The 18,811-nt window shown below is 67.5% G+C and carries 19 protein-coding genes; 10 read left to right on the forward strand and 9 right to left on the reverse strand.

Annotation, left to right across the window (positions count from 1 at the left end; all coding sequences use genetic code 11):
• Window positions 1-83: 83 nt before the first annotated feature.
• The 3 genes from MHA02_RS07575 to MHA02_RS07585 all read right to left on the reverse strand — a co-directional run bounded on the left by MHA02_RS07575 (window position 84) and on the right by MHA02_RS07585 (window position 1,964).
• Window positions 84-377: a hypothetical protein gene (locus MHA02_RS07575; RefSeq protein WP_170249092.1), complete on the reverse strand. Its 294-nt coding sequence runs from the start codon at window positions 375-377 to the stop codon at window positions 84-86.
• 121 nt (window positions 378-498) lie between these two features.
• On the reverse strand, window positions 499-1,686 hold the full coding sequence (locus tag MHA02_RS07580; RefSeq protein ID WP_147078039.1) for a pyridoxal phosphate-dependent aminotransferase: 1,188 nt from the start codon (window positions 1,684-1,686) through the stop codon (window positions 499-501).
• Window positions 1,687-1,772: 86 nt separating this feature from the next.
• The gene (locus MHA02_RS07585; RefSeq protein WP_147078040.1) at window positions 1,773-1,964 is read right to left on the reverse strand and encodes a hypothetical protein; all 192 of its coding nucleotides are present in this window, start codon (window positions 1,962-1,964) and stop codon (window positions 1,773-1,775) included.
• Between the two features lie 346 nt (window positions 1,965-2,310).
• On the opposite strand from MHA02_RS07585, the gene mprF reads away from it, so the two are divergent.
• The 4 genes from mprF (at window position 2,311) to MHA02_RS07605 (ending at window position 7,850) form a co-directional block, all read left to right on the forward strand.
• The gene (mprF, locus tag MHA02_RS07590) at window positions 2,311-4,941 is read left to right on the forward strand and encodes a bifunctional lysylphosphatidylglycerol flippase/synthetase MprF (RefSeq protein ID WP_238180376.1); all 2,631 of its coding nucleotides are present in this window, start codon (window positions 2,311-2,313) and stop codon (window positions 4,939-4,941) included.
• Window positions 4,938-6,314 carry an AcvB/VirJ family lysyl-phosphatidylglycerol hydrolase gene (locus MHA02_RS07595; protein WP_147078041.1) on the forward strand — a complete coding sequence of 459 codons (1,377 nt, stop codon included), beginning with the start codon at window positions 4,938-4,940 and terminating at the stop codon, window positions 6,312-6,314. Before mprF ends, MHA02_RS07595 begins: the two co-directional genes overlap by 4 nt.
• 268 nt (window positions 6,315-6,582) lie before the next feature.
• Entirely contained in the window at window positions 6,583-7,050 is a 468-nt protein-coding gene (locus tag MHA02_RS07600) for a low molecular weight protein-tyrosine-phosphatase (protein ID WP_147078042.1), read from the forward strand.
• Complete coding sequence (locus MHA02_RS07605) at window positions 7,047-7,850, forward strand: fructosamine kinase family protein (protein WP_147078043.1); 804 nt, start codon at window positions 7,047-7,049, stop codon at window positions 7,848-7,850. The genes MHA02_RS07600 and MHA02_RS07605 overlap by 4 nt, the downstream gene beginning before the upstream one ends.
• 345 nt (window positions 7,851-8,195) lie before the next feature.
• On the opposite strand, the gene MHA02_RS07610 is transcribed toward MHA02_RS07605, so the two are convergent.
• Window positions 8,196-8,789 (reverse strand): TetR/AcrR family transcriptional regulator, encoded by a 594-nt coding sequence (locus tag MHA02_RS07610; RefSeq protein ID WP_147078044.1) that lies wholly within the window; start codon window positions 8,787-8,789, stop codon window positions 8,196-8,198.
• Between the two features lie 139 nt (window positions 8,790-8,928).
• Between MHA02_RS07610 and MHA02_RS07615 the strand changes: the two genes are divergently transcribed.
• From MHA02_RS07615 to MHA02_RS07625, 3 genes are all read left to right on the forward strand, one after another.
• A complete protein-coding gene (locus tag MHA02_RS07615) occupies window positions 8,929-9,762 on the forward strand; it encodes an oxidoreductase (RefSeq protein ID WP_147078045.1) in 834 nt (277 codons plus the stop codon).
• Between the two features lie 178 nt (window positions 9,763-9,940).
• On the forward strand, window positions 9,941-10,864 hold the full coding sequence (locus tag MHA02_RS07620; RefSeq protein WP_238180294.1) for an alpha/beta fold hydrolase: 924 nt from the start codon (window positions 9,941-9,943) through the stop codon (window positions 10,862-10,864).
• 79 nt (window positions 10,865-10,943) lie between these two features.
• On the forward strand, window positions 10,944-11,240 hold the full coding sequence (locus MHA02_RS07625; protein ID WP_147078046.1) for a YciI family protein: 297 nt from the start codon (window positions 10,944-10,946) through the stop codon (window positions 11,238-11,240).
• Between the two features lie 527 nt (window positions 11,241-11,767).
• Here MHA02_RS07625 and MHA02_RS07630 read toward each other — a convergent pair.
• Genes MHA02_RS07630 through MHA02_RS07640 form a run of 3 tightly spaced genes read right to left on the reverse strand, consistent with a single transcriptional unit; the run spans window position 11,768 to window position 14,419 of the window.
• Window positions 11,768-13,177, reverse strand: a complete 1,410-nt coding sequence (locus MHA02_RS07630) for an ATP-binding protein (RefSeq protein WP_147078143.1) — start codon at window positions 13,175-13,177, stop codon at window positions 11,768-11,770.
• A 13-nt stretch (window positions 13,178-13,190) separates the two neighbouring features.
• Window positions 13,191-13,907 carry a response regulator gene (locus tag MHA02_RS07635; protein ID WP_147078047.1) on the reverse strand — a complete coding sequence of 239 codons (717 nt, stop codon included), beginning with the start codon at window positions 13,905-13,907 and terminating at the stop codon, window positions 13,191-13,193.
• Entirely contained in the window at window positions 13,907-14,419 is a 513-nt protein-coding gene (locus tag MHA02_RS07640; protein WP_147078144.1) for a MarR family winged helix-turn-helix transcriptional regulator, read from the reverse strand. The genes MHA02_RS07635 and MHA02_RS07640 overlap by 1 nt, the downstream gene beginning before the upstream one ends.
• Before the next feature lie 226 nt (window positions 14,420-14,645).
• Here MHA02_RS07640 and MHA02_RS07645 point away from each other — a divergent pair, with 226 nt between their 5' ends.
• The 3 genes from MHA02_RS07645 (at window position 14,646) to MHA02_RS07655 (ending at window position 16,249) form a co-directional block, all read left to right on the forward strand.
• The gene (locus MHA02_RS07645) at window positions 14,646-15,533 is read left to right on the forward strand and encodes a branched-chain amino acid aminotransferase (protein ID WP_147078048.1); all 888 of its coding nucleotides are present in this window, start codon (window positions 14,646-14,648) and stop codon (window positions 15,531-15,533) included.
• Between the two features lie 135 nt (window positions 15,534-15,668).
• Window positions 15,669-15,911 (forward strand): DUF3072 domain-containing protein, encoded by a 243-nt coding sequence (locus MHA02_RS07650; RefSeq protein WP_147078049.1) that lies wholly within the window; start codon window positions 15,669-15,671, stop codon window positions 15,909-15,911.
• Between the two features lie 173 nt (window positions 15,912-16,084).
• Window positions 16,085-16,249, forward strand: a complete 165-nt coding sequence (locus MHA02_RS07655) for a Flp family type IVb pilin (RefSeq protein ID WP_147078050.1) — start codon at window positions 16,085-16,087, stop codon at window positions 16,247-16,249.
• Window positions 16,250-16,333: 84 nt separating this feature from the next.
• Here MHA02_RS07655 and MHA02_RS07660 read toward each other — a convergent pair whose 3' ends face one another.
• Together MHA02_RS07660 and MHA02_RS07665 are read right to left on the reverse strand one after the other, a co-directional pair.
• Window positions 16,334-17,209, reverse strand: coding sequence for a DUF937 domain-containing protein (locus MHA02_RS07660; protein WP_147078051.1), 876 nt, complete (start codon window positions 17,207-17,209; stop codon window positions 16,334-16,336).
• Window positions 17,210-17,352: 143 nt separating this feature from the next.
• The gene (locus MHA02_RS07665; RefSeq protein ID WP_238180296.1) at window positions 17,353-18,795 is read right to left on the reverse strand and encodes an MATE family efflux transporter; all 1,443 of its coding nucleotides are present in this window, start codon (window positions 18,793-18,795) and stop codon (window positions 17,353-17,355) included.
• Between the last annotated feature and the right edge of the window lie 16 nt (window positions 18,796-18,811).

Here is an 18,811-nt window from a genome sequence, read left to right on the forward strand (position 1 = left end):
GCAAGTTGTGACATGACAAGTCGATGACAAATCCTGGTCATCGGATGTTGCCGTGCCGCTACAGCTAGGTCGTGGCGAAGTGGTTAGAGGCTAGATCCGTTCTTACCTGAGACGAAGAACCACCTGAAAGCGCGTTTCTCCGACGAGAAGCGCGCTTTTTCTTTGCCTTCTATGCCGGACGGTTTCCGGCCGATCGGTTCGGTGGTGCGCATCTCCTCGCCCCGCTTGCGGGGAGAGGGCCGCGGCGACTTTGTCGTCGGCGCGGCGAGGCGGCAGCCGAAGGTGAGGGGGCCGCACCGGATGAGGCTCTTCCTGCGCCACCCCCTCACCCTCGCTTCGGCTTCGCCTGCGCTTCCCTCATGGACGACGAGGTCCATGAGGGCCTCTCCCCGCATGCGGGGAGAGGAGGATGCGCACCACCGATCGAATCATCCGGGAATGGTATCAGGCGACGGCACGACCGATGCCGGCGGATCGCCCCTCCTATCGCCCGCAGGTTCAGGCCGCGTCGCCGCTCCTCTCCGAAAGGAACGCATCCATCCGCTCCAGCGCCCGCGAAATGTTCTCGGCCGAGTTCGCATAGGACAGCCGGATGTAGCCCTCCGCGCACACGCCGAAATCCGGGCCGCCGATCACGGCGATGCCGGCCTCCTCCAGGAGCGCAGAAGCGAGCTTCTTCGCCTTCCAGCCGGTCTTCGAGACGTTTGGGAAGGCGTAGAAGGCGCCTTTCGGCGAGACGCAGGAGACGTTCGGCAGGGCGTTGAGGCCGTCGACCACGAGCTTACGGCGGCGGTCGAACTCTGCGACCATCTCGGCCACGCAATCCTGCGAGCCGTTGAGGGCGGCTACGCCCGCCCATTGCGTCGCGGCGTTGACGCAGGAATGGGCGTTGACCGCGAGCTTGCGGGCCGCCTCGTAGAGCTTCTTCGGCCAGACGGACCAGCCGAGCCGCCAGCCGGTCATGGCGTAGGTCTTCGAGGCGCCGTCGAGATAGATCAGCCGGTCTCGGATTTCTTCGTATCTCAGCAGCGAGTGGTGCACCTCGCCATCGTAGGTCATCGTCCCGTAGATCTCGTCGGACATCACCGCGAGGTCGGGATGCGCGGCGAGGCCCGCCACGAGCTTGTCGATCTCGGCCTTCGGCGTGACGCCGCCGGTGGGGTTGGCCGGCGAGTTGACGATCAGGAGCCGGGTCTTGCTCGTTATGAGCGACAGCGTCTCCTCCGCCGAGAAGGCGAAGCCGTTCTCCTCGCGGATCGGCACCGGCACCGGCGTCGCGCCGGTGAACTCGATCATCGAGCGGTAGATCGGGAAGCCGGGGTCCGGATAGAGGATCTCGACGCCGGGCTCGCCGAACATCAGGATCGCCATGAACATGGTGACCTTGCCGCCCGGCATGATCATCACCGAGTCCGGCAGGACCGTCACCTGATGGCGGCGCCAGATGTCCCCGGCAACGGCCTCGCGCAGGGGCAGGATGCCGACGGCGGGCGTGTAGCCGTGATGCCCATCGCGAAGAGCCTTGATGCCGGCCTCCACGATATGGGCCGGCGTCGGCATGTCGGGCTGGCCGATGCCGAGATTGACGATGTCGTGGCCGTCCGCGGCCAGCGCGTTGGCGCGCGCCAGGACGGCGAAGGCGTTCTCTTCACCGATGCGGTCGAAAGCGGGGACGACGTGGAGCATGCGATCCTCGTTCGGTTGAGCCCGCTCGTCGAGCGTGGCCGAGGGGGCTTTGGCAAACCATCCCTCGACAACGCGCGAGCAAGAAATCAGCCGTTCGAGCGCTCGGCGAGCTTGCTCGCGGCGAACGAGATCGCGCCGCCGACGACGATGAGGATCACCGAGGTCTTCACGGCCGCGTAGAACAGGTCGGGCGAGATGCCGGTGTCGGTGTAGAGCACGAGGCCGATCGCGGTGAGCGGCAGCAGGAAGAGGATACCGAGCGGAACCAGCGGGTTCATGGACGAGCACTCACTTTGAGCGGGGCAGGAACCCCGCACGCTTGAAGACGTGCGCTCATAGCACCGCTTTCACCGCATGGGGACACCCCACCGGCCGATTTCGTCGGGGCTGCCTGTGCGGCGATACCGTTCTTTCCGGCATCGACCGAGGGCCGAGCCCGGGGCGTCTGGTAAGAACCGCGTTCCGCCCACGCCGTTCGTGCGATCTACCGCCTCATTCACGCAACATTCGGACTCGATGGCGGAGAAGGCCGCGATCGGCTGCCGTGCTCCATGGCAGCCGCGGCCTCGTTCGGACCGTCCTTCAAGTCCGCCACTCGTGTTTCGACCACCGATGCCTCCAGTGATGCCGTCTCCCATCCCGACAACGGGCGAGCATGGTGCGACCGTCGTGCCGCCTGCGCGATCGGGCTGGCGCATGCTTGCCCGGGCTCTACCCCGCGCGGTCGGGCTCGGCCTGACGGTGCTCGCCGCTTTGGCGATCGAGCGCACGCTGCGCCACGTCTCGTTCGACTCGGTCGGGGCCGCCTATGCGCAGATCCCCGATGAAGCGCTGGCACTCGCGCTCCTGCTGACGGTCGTGAGCTTCGCGGCCATCGCGGTCTACGATCTCCTCGCGGTCGAGGCCGTCGCCCCGGGCAGGATCCCGCGCGTCACCGCCCTGGTGACGGGCGCCGGCGGCTATGCCGTGTCCAACACCCTCGGCTTTCCGTTGCTGACGCAGGGCGCCTTCCGGATGCGGGCCTACGCCGCGCATGCCGGCGGCTTGGCGGATGTCGGGCGCGTGCTCGGCGCCTCGTGGTTCGCGCTGCTGATGTCGCTCGTCACCATGACGGCGCTGGCGCTCGTCTGTGGACCGGAGCACTTTCACGGGCTCGGCGGCACCACGCCGCTCCACGCGACGCTGGCCGGAACCGCCGTGCTCGGCCTCGTCGCCGGCCTGCTGGTCTGGCTCGGTGCGACGCCGCGGGTGGTCCGCGTGCGCAGCTTCAGCCTTCGGCTGCCGACCTCGCGGTCGGCGCTCCTGCAGATCGCCGCCGGCATCGTCGACATCACCGCCGCCGCGGCCACGCTCTACGTGCTCCTGCCCGCCGACGCCCTGCCGGGCTTTCCGGCCTTCCTGCTCGCCTACATCGCCGCGACCCTCGTCGGGATCGCGAGCCACGCCCCCGGCGGCCTGGGTGCGTTCGAGGCGACGCTGCTGGCGAGCCTCGGGCTCGGTGCCCGGGCCGACGTGCTCGGCGCGCTGCTCGCCTACCGGGTGATCTACACGCTGTTGCCCTTCGGCGCGGCGCTCCTCGGCCTCGGCGCGGTCGAACTGCACCGCCGCCGGGCGGCGATCGCCCGCTCCCTGCGCTTCCTCGAGCCGATGGTGCCCGCGGCCTCCGCGGCCGTCGCCCTCTCCGGCGGGATCATGCTGCTCGCCTCCGGTGCGACGCGCGACCTCGCCTCGCGCATCGCCGTCCTGGCGGAGGTGGTGCCGACGCCCTTCGTCGAAGCCTCGCATTTCGCCTCCTGCCTCGTCGGGGTCGCGCTGCTGGTCATCGCCCGCGGGCTCTACCGGCGACTGGTGCGCGCCTGGAACGCGGCGCTGATGCTGCTCGTCCTCGGCGCCGGCTTCTCGCTCGGTAAGGGGCTCGATTGGGAGGAGGCGACGCTGCTCGGCGCGCTCGCCCTGTGCCTCGCCATGGTCCGGGGCTCGTTCTACCGCTGCCCGAAGGCCAACCCCTTCGCGGTGAGCAGGGTCTGGCTGCGCCGGGCCGGCCTCGGCCCGATGCTCGCAGCCGCCGGTATCCTGACGACGGCCTCGGCGGGCCTCGGCTTCCTCGCCTTCAGGCACGGCGCCAGCGCCGACGCGCTGTGGTGGCAGATCTCGTGGGACGGCAGCGGGCCGGGGCTGGCGCGCGTCTCCTTCGCCTTCGTGGTTGGGCTCGCCGCCATCGGCTTCGACAGCGCCGTGAATCATCGCGGCCGCCGCCGCGCGGCCGAGCCGACGATCCCGGCCGAGATTGCCGACATCGTCGGGGCCTCCACGAACGCTTCCGCCGCCATGGCGCTGCTGGGCGACAAGGAATTCCTGACCTCCGCCGAAGGCGTCGGCTTCGTGATGTATGCCCGCGCCGGCCGCAGCCTTGTGGCGCTCGGCGATCCGGTCGGCCCGACCCGGCTCCAGGCCGATCTCGCCTGGGCGTTCCGCGAGCTTGCCGACCGCGCCGCGGCGCGACCGGTCTTCTACGGCGTCGGCCCCGACAACCTCGCCCTGTTCCTCGACATGGGCCTCTCCGCGCTGAAGCTCGGCGAGGTCGCCCGCGTCCCGCTGGCCGACTTCTCGCTGAAGGGTCCGGCGCGGCACGACCTGCGCTATGGCCAGCGCCGTGCCGAGAAGGAGGGGCTGACCTTCGAGATCGTGCCGCGCGAGAAAGTGCGGCTCACGATGTACGAGCTGCGCCAGGTCTCGAACGCCTGGCTCGCGCACAAGCAGGGCGGCGAGAAGCGTTTCTCCATGGGGGCCTTCGACCCCGCCTATCTCGCCCGCTTCGACATCGCGGTGATGAAGAAGGAGGGCCGCATCGTCGCCTTCGCCAACCTGCTGCGCGGCGCCGACCGCAACGAGATCGCCATCGACCTGATCCGCTACGCCCCGGACGCCTCGAAGGTGATCATGGACGCGCTGTTCGCCAACCTGCTGCTGGCGGCGAAGGCCGAGGGCTATCGTTGGTTCAACCTCGGCGCGGCGCCACTCTCCGGCCTCGTCGACCGGCGGCTGGCCTCGCGCTGGAACCGCTTCGGCACCTTCCTCTATCGCCGCGGCGCCGACCTCTACAGCTTCGACGGCCTGCGCAGCTTCAAGCAGAAGTTCGACCCGGTCTGGACGCCCTACTACCTGATCTGCCCCGGCGGCCTGCAGACGCCCAAGACCCTGCTCGACGTGACGACCCTGGTGAACGGCTCGCCGCTCGGCCTGATCCGGCGATGAGGCCCGGCCGCCGCCGCGTTCTGCTCGGCGGGGCGGCTGTTCTCGCGGCCGTCATCGGGGCCGGCCTGCTGCTTCCACACCCAAAAGCGCCGTCGCGCGTGCCCGAGCGGATCTCGTCCGCCCAGATCGAGGACGTGCTGGTGGAGCCTCCGGCCGGCACGCCGGTGGGCCTCGCCGCGATCGTCTCCGATGCCGGCGGGACGGGGCCTGCGGAGCATGCGCTGGGAGACGCCCTGCGCGCGCGCGGCCTCATCGTGCTCCAGCTCGATTGGGCGCGATGGCGCGCCGCCCTCGACCGCGAGACCACGCCCTGCATCCGGCCGATCGTCGATGTCGAGCTGCTGGCCAAGGAGGCGCAGCGAACGCTGAAGGGTCAGAGCTACCTGCGCCCTGTCCTCGTCGGCCGCGGCGAGGGCGGCACACTCGTCGAGGCGATCCTGTCGCGGGCGTTGCCGGCGACCCTCGGCGGCGGCGTCGCCCTCGATCCGGCGGTCGCGCTTCGCACCGTCCGCCCGCTCTGCGACGACGCCGCGCCGGTCGCCGCAGCGGTCTCCCTACCGGAGGGCGGCTTCGCCTACCCGCTGCCGGCGCGGAGTCAGGCTCAGCTGACAATCGTGAGCGCGGAGGCCGCGCCGGCCCCGCCCGAGCCTGCGCCCGGTGCCGGCCCCTTCGCGGTCGAGCGGCACGCAGAGCCGGATCCCGCCCGCCGTAGCGCCGCCGCACTCGACGCCGCAGCGGCGATCGCGGCGCAGGATGCCGGAACCGGCGGCCTGCCCCTGGTCGACCTGCCGGCTGTCGGCAGGACGCGCGCGGTCGCCCTGTTCGTCTCCGGCGACGGCGGATGGCGCGACATCGACAAGACCATCGGCGAGCGCTTGACGCGCGAGGGCATCCACGTCGTCGGCCTCGACGCCCTGCGCTACTACTGGACGGATCGCGACCCCAAGGCCGTCGCCGCCGACGTCGCCGCGATGCTGCAGGAGGCCGACCCCGGCAAGACGCTGCCGGTGATGGTGCTCGGCTACTCCTTCGGTGCCGACCTGTTTCCGTTCTCATGGCCGTACCTGCCGGCGTCGCTCCGCGACCGCATCCGGCTGATCGCCCTGCTGGCGCCGAGCCGCAGCACCGGGTTCAGCGTTTCGGTGAAGGGCTGGCTCGGCCTCGGCGGCGAGCACGCCGTGGTGCCGCAACTCGCGGCGCTCCCGGCCGATCGCGTGCTCTGCATCCACGGCTCGAAGGAAACGGACTCGCCCTGCCGCGACCCGAGCCTCGCCGCCACACGAAAGCTCCTCATCGACGGCGGCCACCACTTCGACGGCGACTACCCGGCCATCGCCCGCCGCATCGTCGAGGCGGCCCGACTGCCGGAGTGATCCCGGTTCCGGTCGATGCGTTCGGACCATCATCAGTCCAATGCCGAGCCGTCATTGCGAGCCGAAGGCGAAGCAATCCAGGGCCAACGCCCTGACGTCCGCGTGTTGGCCCTGGATCGCTTCGCTTCGCTCGCGATGACGAGGAGAATTTCGATCCAACCAACCCGAAACAGGATGCAGCGCCGCCGCGTCGGCCCTCGGACCGCTCGGCGGATCTTGAGCGTTGGCATCGCGACGCCCGGCTACGCCACAGACCGACGAGGACACGATGACCGACCGCAAATCCGCCGTGCTGTTCGTCTGCCTCGGCAACATCTGTCGCTCGCCCCTGGCCGAGGCCGCCTTCCGTCAGGAGGCCGAGCGCGCCGGCCTCGACGTCACGGTGGACTCGGCTGGCACCGGCGCCTGGCATGTCGGCAATCCGCCGGACCGCCGCGCGCAGGCGGTGGCGCTCTGCAACGGCGTCGACATCTCCGGCTACGACGCGCGGCAGGTGAAGCCCGAGGACTTCGCCCGCTTCACCGACATCGTCGCCCTCGACCGCGACAACCTCGCGGTGCTGGAGCGGATGCGGCCGGAGGGCGGGGCCGCCCTGTCTCTCCTCCTCGACCACGTGCCGGGCCGCCGGGGCGAGGCCGTGGCCGACCCCTATTACGGCAGCGATGCCGGCTTCGACACGACCTGGGCCGACGTGACCGCAGGCGCCCGCGCCCTCGTCGCAGCATTGTCGCGGTGAGCGGTCTCGCCGGGCACGGCGCCACCCTCCTCGGCGGCCGCCTCGCGCGGGCCGAGGCCATCGGCGGCGGCGATCTGTCGTGCGTCGTGCGGGTCGTGCTCGAGGACGGGCGCGAGGCGGTGGTGAAGGACGGGCCGGACCCGCCGGCCGAGGCCGCGATGCTGCGCGCGATCCGCGCCACCGGCACGCCCGCGCCGGAGGTTCTGGCCGCCGACGCCTCCGCCCTCGTCCTGGAGCGCCTGCCCGACAGCGGCCATCGCGGCGCCGACGCGGATCTCGGCCGTGCCGTCGCCCGGCTCCATGCCGCGACGGGCGAGCGCTACGGCTGGGCGCAGGACTTCGCCTTCGGCCGGGTCGCGATCAAAAACGGCTGGAGCGCGGACTGGCCCGCCTTCTGGGCCGAGCGCCGCCTGCTCTGCCACGTCCCGCATTGCGATCCCGCGCTCGGGCGGTGCGTCGAGTCCCTGGCCGCCTCCCTCTCCCGAAGACTGCCGGCGCGGCCGCGCCCGGCCCTGCTGCACGGCGACCTCTGGGGCGGAAACGTGCTGTGCCACGGCGCACGCGTCTCCGGCCTGATCGACCCGGCCTGCTATTACGGCCACGCCGAGGTCGACCTGGCCACGCTCGCCCTGTTCGGCCGCCCCGGCCCGGCCTTTCGCGAGGCCTACGGCCCGGCCGAACCGGGCTTTTCCGAGCGCGTGCCGCTCTACCAGCTCTGGCCGGCGCTCGTGCACCTGCGGCTGTTCGGTGCGGGCTATCGGGGGATGGTCGCGGGGTTGCTGGACGCAGTGGGTGCGTGAGCTGGAGGGCTGGATCCGCGTCGCCGTCCGGCGTTGGATCTTTTTGAGTTTTGTCGAGGCTAGCCGGCCGCTTGCGATCCGACCGCGCTGCTCGCGAGCTTTCCGCGTCGTCTGAAACGCGGTCGTCCCTTCACGTGGATGTCGCCATGCGAGACTACCTTCGCTTGCCTTGCACGTTAGAGTAAGCGTTTCGACCTGAGTTACAGGTTCGCAGCGATCATTAGTCCCCTAGAAATCCTAATCCTTGAGCACATCAGGTAGTTTTTGTCCGCTAGACATTGCGGTATCACCGGGTGATAGGCGTCGCCGAAAGGTCGGTCCCACGGCCGTGCTTGCCTGTTATTCTCACGTCCTTGGCAATGACTGATGGCGATCCAGAAGATCGTTTGAAACGACGTCGAGGATTTCGTCTGACAGCTTTTCATCGGGCACGACGCGGGACAAGAGAACCGCCCCTACCATTTCAGCCAGTATCCGGATTGCAGTCGACCTCTTCTCCGTCGCATCGGCTTCTGGATTGATCGCTGTAAGTAGATCAAGATAATTCGAGACTATGTTTCCAAAAAACAATTTGAGTTCAGGGTTATCGCAACGTGCCGCATCAGCGGCCAATGCAGTCAGACTGCATCCCATTCCCGGGTCATCCCGATGATGGCTTGAAACATAATGTTTGACGAGCGCCTCGAAGGGTTCGCTGGCATCGGCTGCCAGTCGCTGCCGAATATCGGCGCTCGTCATGCCAAAGGCTCGTTTGACAGCCTCGACAACGAAGTCGTCCTTCGACTTGAACTGGCGATAGAAGCCACCGTGCGTGAGGCCTGACGCCTTCATGAGATCGGCGATGCCGATCCCGTCGATGCCGCGTTCCCGGAAGAGCTTCGCTGCGGTGTCGAGCACCCTGTTCCGGTTCTGCTCGACCTGCTCCCTGCTGATCTTCACGGGCGGCTCCTAATGATGACAACCGACATATAACGATCCGTGCGGGGTTTGTCAGCCGTCCGGCCGCGGGGCCGCGCTTGACAATGACGATCGTCATCAATAACTAATGATGACGTTCATAATCATTGGGAGAGTGACCATGACCGATACCCGGCCGAAATCCACACGCGACAGGGTCGCCCTCATAACGGGAGCGGCAAGCGGCATTGGCCTCGCCATAGGGGTCGCACTCGTACGCAAAGGCTTCCGGGTGTTCGGGACGAGCCGGCAGGCGCAGCCCGGCGAGGTGCGTCAGGGCATCCATATGCTGCGCTGCGACGTCATCGACGATACGTCCGTCACGCAAACGGTGGCGGAGGTGCTCAAGCTGACGGGCCGGATCGACGTCCTCGTCAACAACGCCGGCCGCAGTCTCATCGGTGGCGCCGAGGAATCGTCCCTGGGCCAGGCTCGGGATCTCTTCGACATCAATGTGTTCGGCATCGTCCGGACAACCAATGCCGTCCTGCCGACCATGCGTTCTCAACGCAGCGGACGCATCATCAATATCAGTTCGGTGGCCGGCTTCCTGCCGGGTCCCTACACCGCGCTCTACAGCGCGACCAAGCACGCCGTCGAAGGCTATTCCGAGTCCCTCGATCACGAGCTGCGCAGTCTCGGAATTCGCGTCTCGCTGGTCGCCCCGGCCTTCACCCGGACCGACCTGGAAAACAATGCCGACAAGCCGGATCGGGTCCTGAGCGTCTACGACAAGGGTCGGCAGGCGATGATCTCGACCTGGCAGACCGGCATCGCCGCGGGCGATCCCGTGGAAGCGGTGGCCGACCAGGTGGTTCTGGCTGCCACCGACTCGCAGCCGAACATCCGCTACATGCCCGGCAAGACGGCTGGCCGCCTCCACTTCATGCGGCGCTACGTGCCTGAAAAGGCTTTCGAAAAGAGCTTTCGCAAGCAGATGGGCGTGGCCGACTGACTGAGCTGGAGCAACCGCGGCACGGCTCGCACCAGGCGGGACAACGCGATCCCTCGCGCCATCCGGTGCCGAAGTCGATCGGCGAAACATCATTGGCAACAGAAGGACGAAAACGATGTCACGGGACGAAATTCGCGCGAACGACATGGCCATTGCAGCGCCGGCACGTCGCAAGGCATTGATCGCGGGCGCGGCAACGCTTAGCGCCCTGGCGTTGCCGTCTGACGTGCTCGCGCAGGCCACGCGATCGGCAGCCGCGTCCGCCACCGCGGACACCCGCTTCGTCGAAGTCGGGGGGCGCAGGCTCGCCTATCGCTCGGTCGGCAAGGGCAAACCCATCGTACTGGCCCACCGCTTCCGCGGTGTCCTGGGGCTTTGGGACCCGGCCTTCATCGACGCCTTGGCGGGGCAGGGCTTTCAGGTCGTCACCTTCGATCATTCGGGCTTCGGCCTCTCGACCGGCACGAAGTCGTACGACCCCGCATCCCTGGTGAAGGACACCAAGGATCTGGTGGACGCCCTCGGCCTCAAGGACGTCGTGATCGGCGGCTGGTCCTTCGGCGCGATCGTGGCGCAGATCTACGTGGCGATGCTCGGCCCCACCGTCAGCCACGCGGTCCTGATCGCCGGCACGCCGCCCGGCCTCCTCGTCAAGCCCGGGCAGCAGCGCTTCTACGACCTGGCCGCACAGGACGAAGCGACCCTGGAGCAATACACCGACATGTTCTTCGATCCCGACGACGCGGGCAGCCGCGCGGCTTCGAAACGCTCGTTCGACCGGATTTTTTCCAGTTCGAACAAGCGTAGCCCGGACATCCCGGCGGACTGGGCCATAGCACAGGCCCCGCGGACGCCACCGAACCCGGTATTTCCGTCCGAGGATGTGCTGAATGCGCTGCAACACACCAACGTCCCGATCATCCACCTCAACGGCGACCGCGACATCTCCTTCCCGGTCGAGAACTGGTACGCGTTGAACGGGAAGTTTCCGACGCTGCAGGTGGTCACCTATCCGCGCGCCGGTCACGCGGCGCACTTCCAATATCCCGATCTTGCTGCAGCAGACATCGCCGCGTTCGTTAAGAACACGAAGAAAGCTTGACGCCGGGTCGGCCACACAAGTGACGCCGCTCAGAGATGCAGAGCGGCGTCAGAGGATCCCACTTATCGAGGAAATTTTCGTGAAATACTACCTTTGCAAGTACATTCCGCCGCGTTCAGACTTCCTGCCGACCATGAGTACTCAAGAGAAAGGCTGGATGGCCGAACACGGCGCCTTCCTCGATGACCTGCTCGAACAGGGCACCATCGTTGCGCATGGCCCGGTCATGGACCCGAACGGCGGTTATGGTGTCTCGCTCTACCGCATCGCCGACGACCAAGACATCGAGGCGTTCACGTCGCGAGACCCCATCGTGAGGCATGGTGCCGGTCACTACGAGCATCATCCGATGCTGCATCTGAAGGCACGGGGTTGATGTCCGGCGAGCCATCGAACTGCTTGGTGGAAATTTCAGGAAATCAATAAAACCGCTAAATACACGCGGGGAAAGCTCATCGCTTTGTCGCACTTAAAAAACGCAACGCGAAAGCTGCCTACCGTGTGAAATTATTCCATCAGATTTTTCGTCATGCAGATTTTTATATTCTAGCCGTCGACTAAAATTTATGAATAAAAACTTGGAGAAGCTCAAACTATGTCACTCGAAATATAAAACCATAAATAGTTCTACATATTCTGGCATTGCTTGCCTCGTCCCGAACAGCCGCCGAAACCCGGTCGACCCGTTGGGCAATGTGGTGAGGCCGCTCTCGACCAAGCTTACGAGAAGCGACCAGGTAGTCGAGCAGAGCTCTTACGTATATAGGAAAACTAGCACATCATCGGTATGCTGTCAATGAGTCTCGCGTGGAGGTCATTCGTTCCGAGCGAGGCCGTTCCGGAGCGTGGGACGGCCTGGGACGGGCGGGACATTCGTCCCGAACGTTCGGTATTCCGTCCGCCTCAGGCCGGGATCCGCACCGTCGCCCGCAGGCCTCCGAGGGGCGAATCGTGGAGCGAGACGTCGCCGCCGTGGGTCCGGGCGATGTCGCGGGCGATGGCGAGGCCGAGGCCGGAGCCGCCGGCATCCTGGCGGGCGTCGTCGAGGCGCACGAAGGGCTTGAACACCTCTTCGCGACTTTCGGGTGGGATACCGGGGCCGTCGTCGTCGATGGAGACGAGGAAGGAGCGCCCCTCGAGGCGCCCGCCGATGGCGACGGTGTCGCCGTAGCGGGCGGCGTTGGCGGCGAGGTTGAACAGGCAGCGCCGAAAGGCATCGGGCCGTACCGTCACCAGGGGCCGCCCGTCGAGAGTCACGGCGTTCACATGCGCCCCGAGGCGCTCGATGTCGGTGCGCAGGTCTTCGAGCAGGGCGCGCATGTCGGTGGCGGCGGCGGTCTCGGCCGAGTCGCCACGGGCGAAGGCGAGGTAGCCCTCCAGCATCCGGCTCATCTCGTCGACGTCGCGGCGCAGGTCCTCAACGTCGGGGCTCTGCTCGACGAGGGCGAGGGAGAGCTTGAAGCGGGTGAGGATCGTGCGCAGGTCGTGGCTCACGCCGTTGAGCATCGTCGTGCGCTGTTCCATGGCCCGCTCGATGCGCCGCTTCATCTCGATGAAGGCATGCCCCGCCTGCCGGACCTCGCGGGCGCCACGCGGCTTGAACTCGATCTCGCGGCCCTTGCCGAAACTCTCGGCCACCGCCGAGAGCCGCAGGATCGGCTTGATCTGGTTGCGGAGGAACAGGATCGCGACGCCGATCAGCACCATAGACGAGCCGCTCATCCAGAGCAGGAAGATATGCGAATTCGAGGCGTAGGCCTGGCTGCGCCGGGCCGTCACCCGAAGCACCCCGTCGGGGATCGCGACGCGGATCTCGATGAGGTTCGAGCGGCCCACCGTGTCGATCCAGAAGGGGCGGGCGATCTGCTTCTTGATCTCGTCGGAGAGCGCCTCGTCGAGGATCGAGAAGAACGGCCGCGGCCCCTGCGGCGGCAGCTTCGCCCCCTTCAGGATGTCGAGATCGAGGTTGAGGCGGTTGCCGGCGATGCGGGCCAGCGTCTCGGCGTCCTTGTCCTGGGGGTAGGTCTCGTAGATGTCGATCAGCGCGGCGATGTCGGCGGTGACCGCCGAGGACAGCCGCCGGGTCACGAGCTGCCAGTGGCGCTCCATGAAGGTGTAGGCGATCACCGATTGCAGCAGCACCATCGGCGCGATGATGATGATCAGCGAGCGGGCATAGAGCCCCTTCGGCAGCACGTCGCCGATCAGCCGCGACAGCCGCCGCCACGGTCCGCGGTAGCGCGCCTCGGGCCTCTCAGGTGCGAGGGCGGCCTCGCCGACGATGGTGCCCTCGATCGTGCGCCCCTCGGCCATCATGAGCCTCGGGTCAATCGACCGCGAGGCGATAGCCGACGCCGCGCACCGTTTGGAGATAGATGGGGTTGGCCGGATCGACCTCGGTCTTGCGGCGGAGCCGATTGATCTGCACGTCGATGGTGCGCTCGCCCGCCCAGCCGCCGGCCAGCGCGTCTCGCTCGACGTTGCCGCCGCGAGCTTCCGCCAGCATGGTCAGGATCTCGCGCTCGCGCTCGCTGATCTTCACGGATTCGTCGTCGCGCCGGAGTTCGCCGCGGTCGATCTTGTAGGTGAACGGGCCGAAGCTGACCTCGCCCCCGGCGCTGCGGATCGGGCCCGTGGGGACGCCGCGCTTGATGATGTTGTTGAGCCGCAGGATCAGCTCGCGCGGCTCGAAGGGTTTTGGCAGGTAGTCGTCGGCGCCGATCTCGAGCCCCATCACCCGGTCGTTCGAGTTGGAGCGGGCGGTGAGCATCAGGATCGGCACCCGCGACGTCTCGCGGACCTGCCGCGCATAGTCGAAGCCGTTCTCGCCCGGCATCATCACGTCGAGCACGAGGGCGTCGAACACGAAGGATTGCGAGCGGGCCCGCGCCTCGGGGACGTCGGCGGCGGCGGTGACGCGAAAGCCCTGCTCGGCGAGAAAGCGCGTCAGCAACTCGCGCACCCGGCGGTCGTCGTCGACGACGAGCACATGGGGTGCGTGGTCCGGCAGCTCGGCGCGCGGCTTCGGGGAGGGGCTCGCCATCAGGCTACGGCCTTGGCGCGCCGCGCCATCAGCCGGGTGACGACGGCGCGCTCCTCCGGCTCGATCATCGCGAGCAGAAAACCTTGCGCCGAGGCCAGCGCCTCGCCGGGATCGTCGTTGGCGCCGCGCGGCGACTGGTCGACGAGCGCGCGGGCGACGCGGCGCATCTGCACGCGGCTCAGCTCCTCCGCAAAGCGGATGCCGAGCTCGGTGCAGAACAGCAGCCTCTGGCGCCGGTCGCTCGTGCCGGTACGCTGCGCGATGTAGCCCTGTTCGATCAAATCCTTCAGCACCCGGTTGAGGCTCTGCTTCGTGATCCGGAGGATATCCAGGAGTTCGGCGATCGTGAGACCGGGGTAGCGGTCGACGAAGTGTAGCACCCGGTGATGCGCCCGTCCGAAGCCGTATTCCGCCAGGATGCGGTCGGGGTCGGCCACGAAGTCGCGATAGGCGAAGAACAGGAGCTCGATCAGGTCGTCGCCGTCGTTGCGGTCGGGAAAATGCGGCTCCATGATCGGAGCCGGCTCGGTGCCGGCGGCGGCCTGTGTCGTCGCGCGATGGGACAAGGCGATGGCGACCTCGGCGGAGAAGGCGGTGCGACGCGGATAAGTCAGTGTTATTGACATATCTCAGCCCCATCGTTAGGCGTCAACCCTTCCGGCGCAGCCCCTCGGATTTCCCCCTCCGGCCCGCCGTTCGAACCCGCGGTTTCGCGATGCCGCGCAAGAGGAAGCCGACATGTCCGTGATCCCCTTCGACGAGCGCGAGGGCACCATCTGGTTCGACGGCGTCATGGTGCCGTGGCGGGATGCCAAGATCCACGTGCTGAGCCACGGGCTGCATTACGGCTCGTCGGTGTTCGAGGGCGAGCGGGCCTATGGCGGCGTCATCTTCAAGAGCCGCGAGCATGCCGAGCGCCTGAAGCGGTCCGCGCAGTATCTCGATTACGAGATCCCGTTTTCGGTCGAGGAGATCGAAGCGGCGAAGGAACTCGTGCTGAAGACCAGCGGCCTCAGCGACGCCTATCTGCGCCCGGTCGCGTGGCGCGGCTCGGAGATGATGGGCGTCTCGGCGCAGGGCAACACCATCCACCTCGCCGTCGCCGCTTGGGAATGGCCGAGCTACTTCGACCCGGCCACCAAGATGAAGGGCATCCGCCTCGACATCGCCGATTACCGCCGCCCCGATCCGCGCACGATCCCCTCGGCCTCGAAGGCCGCGGGCCTCTACATGATCTGCACGATCTCGAAGCACCGCGCCGAGAACAAGGGCTATGCCGACGCGCTGATGCTCGACTGGGAGGACAACGTCGCCGAGTGCACCGGCGCGAACATCTTCTTCATCCAGGACGGCGCGATCCATACGCCGCTCGCGGACCGCTTCCTCAACGGCATCACCCGCCAGACGGTGATCGAACTGGCCAAGCGCCGCGGCTTCGACCTCGTCGAGCGCCGCATCCGGCCGGAGGAGATGGAAGGCTTCTCGGAGTGCTTCATCACCGGCTCGGCCGCCGAGGTGACGCCGGTCTCCGAGATCGGCCCCTACCGCTTCACGCCGGCCGCGATGACCAAGACGCTGATGAACGACTACACCGCCGAAGTGCAGCCGCGGGCGCAGGCGGCGTAAGGATCCGGCAGGATCTCCGGGTGGTCTGACCGTATCGGTGCCGCTCCGACGCGAGCGACGCCGCTACGACAGCGAGCGTGGGAACCCACCTGTCACCACGGCGTTCTCCAGAACGTTTCATGAACAGGTGACCCGATGGCCAAAACGACCCACGATGCTCCCGAGAACCCCAAGGTCGATCCCGACGACTCTTCCAACCAGATCAAGGATCCGGACGAGTGGACCACGGGCGGCGAGCCGATGACCGGCGCGCAGGCCTCCTACCTCAAGACGCTCTCCGAGCAGGCCAAGGAGCCGAAGGCCTTCGAGCCCGACCTCGACAAGGCCGAGGCTTCCAAGCGGATCGACGCCCTGCGCAAGGCCGTCGGCACCGCCTGACGGAGCGTCGAACCCAGCACATCCGGGGAGAACGGCGGGGTCGCGCTTCCCGTTAAGAACTTTGCAACGCGTCGTCCGCGAGGATGACGAGTTGCGGGTCCCGGTAAGGTTCGATCGACGTGAGCACTCCATCGCGGAACACGCAGGCCAAACAGCCGATACGATGGCGTTTCATGCCGTTGCGGCTCTTGCGGGATTGCCGCGGCGAGATGGCGATCGAGTACGGTCTGATCGCGTCGCTCGTCGTCGTCGCGATTCTCGCGAGCCTCGGGCAGTTCAGCGGCGCGACCAACAAGCTCTACAACAAGATCACGAATGCGATGCAGACGGCGCCCTGACGTCGGCCGGCGGGACGGCCGCGTAACATCCCACGCGGCGTATCGATCGCTCGCCAGCATTGGCGCGGGCGCCGGGATCCGGTGTCAGTGTTCTTTGGGACGGATCGGACGTTTGCGGCTCGCAGCCTCAGCGGGCGCAACAGGGGCGTCCGCCGGTCGGCCCTGATCGCGAGCATCCTTCGAGCCGGCGGCGGATGCGGAGCCCGGCACGTCCGCCTCGGCCGGCGGGCTCCAGAACGCTTCGAAGATGTCCTGCATGGCCTTGGCGTTTTGCTCCTGCACCTGAACGCCGGTCTGGAACATCTGCTGGAAGGCCTCGAAGGGCGCATCATCCTTGTCGCCCAGCGTCATATCGCCGGGTTTGGGCAGCTCGGCCGCGGCCGGCTGCGGGGCCGGAGCAGCCTCACGCGGCTTCGATGTCGTCGCCGCCGGGCCGGAAGACGCCGGCGCACCGACGAACTGGTTGATCCAGTCGTTCCAGAACGTCGCCACGGGGAAGCCGGCATCCGGCGCAGGCGGAGGGGTCTGCCGCTGAGGCTGTGCGGGAGCGGGCGGCGGCTGGTTGACCAGCACGTGGACGATCCCGGCGACCACCATCCCGGCCATCACGGGCAGCATCTGGCGCAGAGCCTGCTGGCCGATGCCGCTGGTCGCCGATGCCTGTTGCAGCACGGCCTGGCTGAGCATGGACGATCCGAAGATCTGATTGAGAAAGTCGGGCTGCGCGGCGGCCTGCGGCTGGGGCGGTGCGCCGAAATACGGATTGGCGCCCGCCATGCCGAGCATGCGGCCGAAGCCCATCGGGTCGCTCGCCGCGCTGCGTTGCAGGCCGGTCGCGAGCGCCGGCAGGAGCGCGTTCATCGCGCTCCGGCTCTGTTCCGGTGTCAGACCGAACTGCTGTCCGATCGACTGCATGCCGGGGCCGGCTTGACTCTGCAGGATATCGAACAGGTTGAACATCACGCGGCACTCGTGCTCGGACGCTCCGCTTGCCGACAGGCGCGGATCTTCGCTTGCGGAATCTGTCCCATCCGAAGCCAATGTACCAGCGGCATCCCGCCGAAGGGCTAACAAAGCGCGGGAATTCTACCTGAGGTCGGCGTTCAGAGAGCCATTTCGGCCGGTTTCGATGCTTCGATCGCCGGTTGTGGGACGCCCTTGGCCTTCGCCGTTTCCGCGCGTCGCTCCAGCGTCCCGATCGTGCGGACGGCCAGGGTGATGCCGACGAGGCCGAAGGCGAGCGAGCCGAAGCCGATTCCGGCCAGCACTCCGCGAGGCCCGTAGAGCGCTCCGCCGAGAAGCGCAGGCGGCATCGTCCCGAGCGTCGCCCGGCCCCAGTTCAGGCCCGTCGACATCAGCGGGAAGCCGAGATTGTTGAAGGAGGCGTTCCCGAGAAAGAGCAGGCCGTTGCAGAACCAGATCGGACCGCTGACGAAGCAGAAGAACACCAGGAGGTCTGCTGCCACGCCGTCGAGTTCGAACAGCCGTGTCAGCGGCCATGCACCGAGCGCCAGCGCCAACCAGACCACCAGCACATAGCCCGCCCCGACGACGGCCCCGTCGCGCAGCACGCCCCGCATGCGGTCGAAGCGGTGGGCACCCCAGTTCTGTCCGAGGATCGGGCCGATCGCGCCCGACATCGCGAAGAGCCCGCAGAACGCCACCGGCGAGAGCCGGTCGATCACCACGTTGGCGGCGATCGCCGTGGTGCCGAAGCCCGACAGCGCATGGGCAACGAACGCGCTTGCCATGGCCGGTGCGAGGTTGGTGAGGATCGCCGGCAGGGCGATGCGGCCCACGGTCGATCCGTCGTCGAGGACCTCGTGGAGCCGCGGCGATTTCAGCATCCGGTACTTGCGCACGCCGATCCAGCCGACGAGCACGAAGGTCGCCCGCGCAAGGCAGACGGTGATCGCAGCCCCGTCGACGCCGAGACCGGCCGTGAAGATCAGCAGCGGATCGACGAAGGCGGTGACGACGGCACCTCCCAACGTCACGTACATCGCCTCGCGCGCCGCCCCCACTGCGCGCAATAGGCCGGTGAAGAGCATACCCGGCGCCATCAGCAGGTTCGAGGGCAGGGCGATCCAGAGGAAGCGCTTGGCGATGGGCAGCGTATGCGCGTCCGCCCCGATCGCCCGCAGCAGCGGATCGAGCAGCGGCAGCAGCGCCAGGACCAGGAGGCCCGAGACGATGATGGTGTGGATCAGGATCGAGCTTGCGATCCGCCGGGCCTGGGCGCCGTCGCCTGAGCCGATCGCGCGGGAGACGAGGGCGCCCGCCGCGATCATCAGGCCGATATTGATCGAGATCGCGAAGAACTGGACGATCGAGGCGAAGCCGACGGCGGCCGTGAGCGTCGAATCGCCGAGTTTGGAGACGTAGAGGAGCGAGAGCAGGTCGACGAGGAAGATCGCCATCAGGCCGACCGCCCCGGTCGCGCTCATCACGACGACGTGGCGGAGGATCGAGCCCGAGACGAAGCGTGCCTCCGAACCGGAGGCCTCCATACCGGCCGGGGCAACGGTCTTGATATCAAGCGGCATGCGCTCGCCGGCGGAG

Source organism: Methylobacterium haplocladii, assembly GCF_007992175.1.
Lineage (GTDB): Bacteria > Pseudomonadota > Alphaproteobacteria > Rhizobiales > Beijerinckiaceae > Methylobacterium > Methylobacterium haplocladii.

Excerpts from the sequence above, each read along its gene's own strand:
- MHA02_RS07575 (WP_170249092.1), bottom strand. The coding sequence starts at position 377 with ATGGACCTCGTCGTCCATGAGGGAAGCGCAGGCGAAGCCGAAGCGAGG.
- MHA02_RS07580 (WP_147078039.1), bottom strand. The coding sequence starts at position 1,686 with ATGCTCCACGTCGTCCCCGCTTTCGACCGCATCGGTGAAGAGAACGCC.
- MHA02_RS07585 (WP_147078040.1), bottom strand. The coding sequence starts at position 1,964 with ATGAACCCGCTGGTTCCGCTCGGTATCCTCTTCCTGCTGCCGCTCACC.
- mprF (WP_238180376.1), top strand. The coding sequence starts at position 2,311 with ATGCCGTCTCCCATCCCGACAACGGGCGAGCATGGTGCGACCGTCGTG.
- MHA02_RS07595 (WP_147078041.1), top strand. The coding sequence starts at position 4,938 with ATGAGGCCCGGCCGCCGCCGCGTTCTGCTCGGCGGGGCGGCTGTTCTC.
- MHA02_RS07600 (WP_147078042.1), top strand. The coding sequence starts at position 6,583 with ATGACCGACCGCAAATCCGCCGTGCTGTTCGTCTGCCTCGGCAACATC.
- MHA02_RS07615 (WP_147078045.1), top strand. The coding sequence starts at position 8,929 with ATGACCGATACCCGGCCGAAATCCACACGCGACAGGGTCGCCCTCATA.
- MHA02_RS07630 (WP_147078143.1), bottom strand. The coding sequence starts at position 13,177 with ATGGCCGAGGGGCGCACGATCGAGGGCACCATCGTCGGCGAGGCCGCC.
- MHA02_RS07635 (WP_147078047.1), bottom strand. The coding sequence starts at position 13,907 with ATGGCGAGCCCCTCCCCGAAGCCGCGCGCCGAGCTGCCGGACCACGCA.
- MHA02_RS07640 (WP_147078144.1), bottom strand. The coding sequence starts at position 14,419 with ATGGAGCCGCATTTTCCCGACCGCAACGACGGCGACGACCTGATCGAG.
- MHA02_RS07645 (WP_147078048.1), top strand. The coding sequence starts at position 14,646 with ATGTCCGTGATCCCCTTCGACGAGCGCGAGGGCACCATCTGGTTCGAC.
- MHA02_RS07650 (WP_147078049.1), top strand. The coding sequence starts at position 15,669 with ATGGCCAAAACGACCCACGATGCTCCCGAGAACCCCAAGGTCGATCCC.
- MHA02_RS07655 (WP_147078050.1), top strand. The coding sequence starts at position 16,085 with ATGCCGTTGCGGCTCTTGCGGGATTGCCGCGGCGAGATGGCGATCGAG.
- MHA02_RS07660 (WP_147078051.1), bottom strand. The coding sequence starts at position 17,209 with ATGTTCAACCTGTTCGATATCCTGCAGAGTCAAGCCGGCCCCGGCATG.
- MHA02_RS07665 (WP_238180296.1), bottom strand. The coding sequence starts at position 18,795 with ATGCCGCTTGATATCAAGACCGTTGCCCCGGCCGGTATGGAGGCCTCC.